A 6,570-nucleotide genomic window follows, 5' to 3' on the forward strand; every position below is an offset into this window, starting at 1 on the left:
CTCAAAAAGGGGGTTGACGAGATCTCCTCCTTCCCTTAGCTTGAGAGTCCTTGGCGACTTTACACAGCCCCTTTCATCCGTATTTTACCCGGTTGATATCCTCTATTTAGGTTCGATCGACAGTCCGATCGCATAGAATGTGCGGGAGTACGATCGCAAACTCAGTTCCCTCTCCCAGTTCGGAAATCACCTCAATTTTCCCCTTGTGCTTTTTATCAAAAAAATTGGTATCCTCAAATACATCGTATTGAGGATACCAAAGCTATTCGCCAAAAGCGATCGCGATCTGGAGGCTTACTATCTCGGATTTTGGTTGATATATGTCAAGTTAGAATGTCGGTGGACGTGACCGTTTTCAGCAAAGCGTTCGGCCAATATTTTTTGATAGACTGCTAAATAACCGTCCGCCATCCTTTCCATACTGAAATTCTTGACTGCGTGTTCCCGACAAGTGTACCGATCGATCCCACCAACTCGATCGACAGCAGCGACAGTTTCTGCGATGTTGTTACAGATAAAACCAGTCTTGCCATCCACAATCACTTCTGGCACCGAACCCAGCGACATCGCAATCACCGGCGTACCTACCGCCATAGATTCAATCATCACTAATCCAAACGGTTCCCGCCAAGTAATCGGGAACAACGTTGCCACCGCACCACCCATCAAGGCGCACTTTTGGGGGTGATTCGCTTCGCCTAAAAATTGAATCTGTTTGCCGTCAATGTGCGGTTTGACTTCCTGTTCGTAATATTCCACATCAACAAAATCTACTTTTCCAGCCATCTTCAAATTCCAACCAGAACGTTTGGCAATTTCGATCGCCAAATGCGTTCCTTTTTCAGGAGAAATTCTACCCAAAAAGGCAAGGTAAGGGGGTTCTTCCGGCTGTTGATGAAACTCGTAAATACTCGTGTTAATACCGTTGTAGACCGTACCAACATAGTTTAAATTTAGCCTTGGCTCTCGCTGCGAATTGGAGATGCTAACATATGGTTGGCGGCGAGCATGAACAAAAAGCTTCTCGTTATCGGGGGTAAAAATCCCATGCAGCGTGTGAATTGTAGGCGTTTTTACTAACTTAGTGTATAGCAGGGTGGCGCAACCCATATGAGAATGAAGAATGTCAAACTCGCCCGCTCGTTCGTACACACTGCTCAGATGCAGCATTTCGTAAATATTGTATTCCTTGATACTGGGATCTAAACGCAAGGCGCGTGGGTGAATGGATTCTAATTTGGCAGAAGTGATCGAATCACCAGAAGCAAACAAAGTAACTTCATGTCCGCGTCGTACTAATTCTTCGCACAACAAGCTGACAATCAGTTCCGTACCGCCATAAGTTTGAGGGGGCACTCTTTCCCATAAAGGGGCAATCTGAGCAATCCGCATTTCAATCTCCCTTATGAAAAAGTCAAAAGTCAAAAGTCAAAAGTCAAAAGAAAAAAAACGAGCTACCCACTAATAAAATAGAGGAGATCGTCTGCAAATATCATCTACCAATGGTTATAAGTAAAAAGAGGTAAGTAATGTTGAAATCGCTTGTTTGTAAGCAGCGCAGTTAAGATATTTAATTTAATTTTAATTGGAGATTGGGTTGTTTAAGTTCAACCCAACCTACTACAGGAGGGGAAATTTACTATCTAGTACCCAGCGGTTTGTAAGCTGGTAAATTTATACGAACTGGCTTGGTGTGCCAAATATCTTGGCAGTAATCTCGAATGGTGCGATCGGATGAAAATTTGCCCATCCGAGCGACATTGAAAATTGACATCCGAGTCCAATTAGCGCGATCGCGATAAGCTTGGCTGACTTTTTCCTGGCACTCAATATAAGACTGGTAATCAGCCATAAGCATATATTCATCTCCGATCAGGAGAGATTCTACAATCGGCGCGAACAACTTGGGATTTTCCGGGGAAAAGTAACCGGAAGCAATGCGATCGATCGTTTCCCGCAACTCGGAATTGGAATTGTAGTAATTCCACGGGTTGTATCCTTTACTTTTCATGGCGAACACTTGTTCGGCTGTTAAACCGAATAAGAAGAAATTTTCCGCTCCCACTTCTTCGCGGATTTCGATATTAGCACCATCCAAAGTGCCGATCGTTAGCGCACCGTTCATGGCAAATTTCATATTACCGGTTCCGGAAGCTTCTTTGCCGGCAGTAGAAATTTGCTCGGAAAGATCGGCAGATGGATAAACCCGCTGACCTAAAGATACAGAGAAATTTGCTAGGAAGACAACTTTGATGCGATCGCGCACATCCGGGTCTTTGTTGACAACTTTCGCCACCGAGTTAATTAACTTGATAATCAGTTTGGCAATGTAGTAACCCGGTGCCGCTTTGCCTGCAAAAATAAAAGTTCGCGGCAAAATTTCGACTTGCGGATTCCTCTTGATGCAGTTGTACAGCGTGATGATGTACAGCACGTTCAACAACTGACGTTTGTACTCGTGAATGCGCTTCACTTGAATATCAAACAAAGAATGGGGATTCACCTCAATATTGTTGTAGAGGGAAATGTAATCTGCCAGTTCTTTCTTATTTTGATACTTGATGGCAGAGAAGCGATCGCCAAACTCCGGATCGTCAACAAACCCCTCTAGCTGCCTTAACTCCTCCAGATGCGTCACCCAATTATTGCCAATCTTTTCCGCAATCAATTCAGACAGCTTCGGATTGCTCAACAAAACCCATCGGCGCGGCGTCACCCCGTTAGTTTTGTTATTAAACTTTTCCGGCCACAATTGATAGAAATCCTTCAGCACTTTCTGCTGCATCAAATCCGTGTGCAGCGCCGCCACCCCATTGATAGAATGGCTACCCACACAAGCTAAATGGGCCATACGGACATATTTCTCCGCGCCTTCCTCGATCAGCGACATTCGCCTCAGCCGTGCATCGTCGCGAGGATATTTAGCACGCACCTCATTGAGGAAACGGCGATTAATTTCATAGATAATTTCCAAATGACGCGGCAACAAACGTTCAAACAAACTCACAGGCCAGCGCTCCAAAGCTTCTGGCAGCAACGTATGATTGGTGTAACCGAAAGTATTTTTGGTAATGTGCCAAGCTTTGTCCCACTCAAAATCGTGTTCGTCGATCAACAGGCGCATCAATTCGGCAACGGCAATTGATGGGTGAGTGTCGTTGAGTTGGATAGCTGCTTTCTCGTGGAAGTTATCCAAATTCGGGTGAATTCGTCTATGAATAGTGATGATATCTTGTAGAGAACAGCTGACGAAGAAATACTGTTGCTCTAGTCGCAGTTGCTTACCTTGAGATGTGTTGTCGTTGGGATAAAGTACTTTGGAAATATTTTCAGAGAAAATTTTATCAGTTACAGAACCGACATAGTTGCCGCTATCGAAAACTTGGAAGTTAAAGTCTTCGCTAGCGCTGGCACTCCAAAGGCGCAGGGTATTGGCTGTATTGTTGTTATATCCCGCCACTGGGGTATCGTAGGGCGTACCCAAGACTTTCCGTTCTGCAATCCAACGCACGCGATAATTCCCTTTATCGTCGGAGTAAGCTTCTGTATGTCCGCCGAACTTGACTTCAACGGTTAATTCTGGGCGTCGGATTTCCCAGGGGTTGCCGAAACGCAGCCATTTGTCGGGATGTTCGACTTGCGCCCCATCTTTTATCCATTGATCGAAGATACCGAATTCGTAGCGAATGCCGTAGCCAACCGCTGGGATTTCTAAGGTGGCGAGGGAGTCGAGAAAACAAGCCGCCAAACGCCCCAAACCGCCATTACCGAGTCCGGGTTCCGCTTCCATCAAGCGCAGGTCGTTAATGTCGAGTCCCGACTCTTTGATGGCTTCGGTGGCGCGTTCGTACAAACCCAAGTTGAGCAGATTGTTCGCTAACTGGCGACCCATCAAAAATTCTGCCGAGAGGTAAAATACCGCCTTGGTTTCCGTCTTCATGTATGTTCTGACCGTGTTAATCCAGCGATGCAGCAGGCGATCGCGCACGGTGTATGCCAAAGCCGTATAATAATCGTGAGGTGTCGCCCAGGATTCATCTTTTCCCAGCAGGTAATACAGGTTATCTGCAAAAGCCCGTTTCAGGGTGTCTACAGTCATACCGGTGCGATCGTCCTCCACCTGGATTTCAATGGCGGGGGTCGGGGTTATGGGTGTGTTTACTTCCTCGGTCTGTTCTTCAGTTTGCATTTGCGAGAAATCGCTTTGAGTCATCCTGCGTCTCCAAGTGTGCGTAATTGTTCTGCCTGTTTTTATGGGAATTTTTTTAGGGTGGAAAAACCGCTCTGCGATACCGGGAATTCCGGAACAGGGAACAAAGCGATCGATGTGGGGCGATCGCCTAGTTAAATGAGGAATAACCGCAAAGAAATTTTCCCTACAAATTTAAAATACATGACGGCAAGCAGCTTGTTGCGATAATGTTAATTTATATTAAAAGGAAGATAAAATTGTTAAGAAAAGTGCCTATAAAGTAGAAGTGTTTTAAGCTACAAAAAACTAACTTAATATTTGTTATTGTTAAGACAACCTTTGTTCTCCTCCTGAGTTTATGGTCGCTCGCCCCCCCGTAAATCACAGAAAAATAGTCAAGGAACGACGAGATTATAACGCTTGGGTTGCTAATGAAACCATCGAAGATTACTCGCTGCGCTACGCTCCGCAATCGTTTCGGAAGTGGTCGGAATTTTTGGTAGCCAACACGGCACTAGGAGGGATTTCCTTTCTGGCCTTAGAAGCGATAGGCGGCTCGCTGATAATCAATTACGGTTTTGGTAACTCATTCTGGGCTATTTTGGTTGTCAGCACCATAATATTCCTTACAGGAATACCGATCGCATACTACGCGGCCAAATACAATATAGATATCGATTTGCTGACAAGAGGGGCTGGGTTTGGCTATATTGGCTCGACGATTACTTCATTAATTTATGCTTCCTTTACTTTTATTTTTTTTGCCCTAGAAGCCGCAATTATGGCGCAAGCATTGCAACTATATTTTCATTTGCCTTTAGCAATTGGATATATAGTTTCCTCTCTAGTAATTATCCCTTTTGTTTTTTATGGAGTAACCTTAATCAATCGGTTGCAGCTATGGACACAACCGATCTGGCTATGCTTAATGATATTGCCCTATATTTTTGTCCTTTACAAAGAACCGGATGCCTTTAGCAATTGGCTGAACTTTGCGGGGAATTCGCCTAGCAAAGCGGCGTTCGATCCCTTATTATTTGGCACGGCTGCAACGGTATCTTTTTCGTTAATTGCTCAAATAGGGGAACAGGTAGACTACCTGAGATTTCTGCCCGATCGCCAAGAAAATAATCGCTTTCGGTGGTGGCTGGCACTAATTTTAGCAGGGCCGGGCTGGATTATTTTAGGAGGTGCAAAGCAGTTAGGAGGAGCTTTCCTAGCGTCTTTGGCAATTAGTCGCGGGCTACCGCCATACATTGCTAAAGAACCCATCCATATGTACATGGCAGGATTTGCAGATATCTTTTCTCGTCCGGAGGTAATTTTAGGTTTTGCTACCTTGTTTGTAGTTATCTCCCAAATCAAAATAAACGTCACCAATGCCTATGGCGGTTCTCTAGCTTGGTCAAACTTTTTCTCCCGATTAACTCACTGTCATCCGGGAAGGGTAGTTTGGTTGGTATTCAATGTCGCGATCGCTTTACTTTTAATGGAAATGGGAGTATTTGATACCTTAGAAGCCATATTGGGGTTGTATTCTAATGTAGCGATCGCTTGGGTGGGTGCTGTAGTTGCCGATCTCGTTATCAATAAACCATTAGGATTAAGTCCGTCTTACATCGAATTCAAACGAGCCTATCTGTACAACTTCAATCCAGTTGGATTTGGCTCGATGGCGATCGCGTCAGCCGTGGCTATCGCTGCTTTTGTTGGTGTTTTTGGCATTTATGCCCAAGCTTATTCTCCCTTCATTTCTTTGAGTTTGGCTTTTGTTCTCTCTCCTGCGATCGCTTTCATCACTAAAGGTAAATACTACATTGCCAGAAAAGACGATCGTTGCCACATTTCCATTTCCGATTCTCTCATAACTTGCTGTATTTGCGAACAAAAATACTCGCTCGCCGATACCGCTTATTGTCCGGTTTATGACGGCTCGATTTGTTCCTTATGTTGCAGCTTGGATGCTCGATGTCACGATATCTGCAAGACCTCTAATAACCCCATAAAAGATTTTATAGAACCTCTAAAAAAAGTTGTTTTAACAAATAGAATATCTCCTAAAATTGGCGTAAGAATTGTAAAATTTTTTCAACTATTTTTATTAATAGCTGGTATAATAGGTGCTATTTTTGCCTTGGTTTACTCCTTGGTAAGATGGGAAATTACAGATAGCGCCCAATTAAATTATACTCAAATATCTGAAATACTAATATCCTTGTATGTACCGCTGTTATTATTAACAGGAATTGCTGCTTGGTGGTTAGTTTTAAGTGAAGAAAGTCGGGAATTAGCTGAAAATGAACTCGAAAAACAAAATCGATTACTTCAACAAGAGATATCCGAAAGGCAACAAGTCGAAGTCGCATTACAAAAACTTA

The 6,570-nt window shown here is 44.0% G+C and carries 3 protein-coding genes; 1 reads left to right on the forward strand and 2 read right to left on the reverse strand.

All coding sequences use genetic code 11. From position 1 onward, the window contains the following. Positions 1-297: 297 nt before the first annotated feature. The gene (locus H6S82_RS13660; RefSeq protein WP_190463645.1) at positions 298-1,392 is read right to left on the reverse strand and encodes a glycosyltransferase family 4 protein; all 1,095 of its coding nucleotides are present in this window, start codon (positions 1,390-1,392) and stop codon (positions 298-300) included. Between the two features lie 247 nt (positions 1,393-1,639). Continuing rightward, positions 1,640-4,189, reverse strand: a complete 2,550-nt coding sequence (locus H6S82_RS13665) for a glycogen/starch/alpha-glucan phosphorylase (RefSeq protein ID WP_190463757.1) — start codon at positions 4,187-4,189, stop codon at positions 1,640-1,642. Between the two features lie 361 nt (positions 4,190-4,550). On the opposite strand from H6S82_RS13665, the gene H6S82_RS13670 reads away from it, so the two are divergent. After that, the coding region (locus H6S82_RS13670) for a histidine kinase (RefSeq protein WP_191056317.1) at positions 4,551-6,570 on the forward strand (2,020 nt) is incomplete at its 3' end.

The sequence above is a fragment of the Planktothrix sp. FACHB-1355 genome, assembly GCF_014748295.1.
GTDB classification, from domain to species: Bacteria; Cyanobacteriota; Cyanobacteriia; order Cyanobacteriales; family Aerosakkonemataceae; genus Aerosakkonema; species Aerosakkonema funiforme_A.